Raw genomic sequence first — 459 nt, 5'->3', positions numbered from 1 at the left:
GCCCGCCGCGGCCGGTGAAGCCGACGATCACACCGAGGTCAACCAGCGCATCGGTCAGCTGCTGGGCGACGCCGCGCGCTATGAAACCGCAATCCTGGCGTTCCAGCAGGCGGTCGCGCAGAAGGACGCCGCCACGGTGGCGGCGATGATCGACTTCCCGTTCAAGACCACGGTCGATGGCAAGGCCACGACCATCCGGAATGCGCCGGAATTCATCGCCCAGTACGGCCGCATCGTCACCCCGGCGATGGCCGACGCGATCGTCCGCCAGCGCTACTCGGAACTGTTCGTCAACTACAAGGGCGTGATGTTCGGCAGTGGCGAGGCATGGCTCAACGGCATCTGCGTGGACAAGGCCTGCAACTCCTTCAACGTGCGCGTGGTGGCGCTGCAGCCGACCCGGTGAGTTCCCGTGTAGGAGCGACGTAAGTCGCGACCGTCGTCTATCGGGAATCAGGG

Annotated in this window: 1 pseudogene; it reads left to right on the top strand. The window is 65.6% G+C overall.

From position 1 onward, the window contains the following. Nucleotides 1-406 (top strand): annotated as a pseudogene (locus ACTJI2_RS20035) (hypothetical protein); the annotation flags it as partial. Nucleotides 407-459: the final 53 nt, after the last annotated feature.

Origin of the sequence: Pseudoxanthomonas sp. 22568 (assembly GCF_052044485.1) — a bacterium.
Lineage (GTDB): Bacteria > Pseudomonadota > Gammaproteobacteria > Xanthomonadales > Xanthomonadaceae > Pseudoxanthomonas_A > Pseudoxanthomonas_A beigongshangi.
The sequence above is the reverse complement of the archived record's forward strand: the minus strand, read 5'-3'. Positions and strand labels throughout refer to the sequence as shown.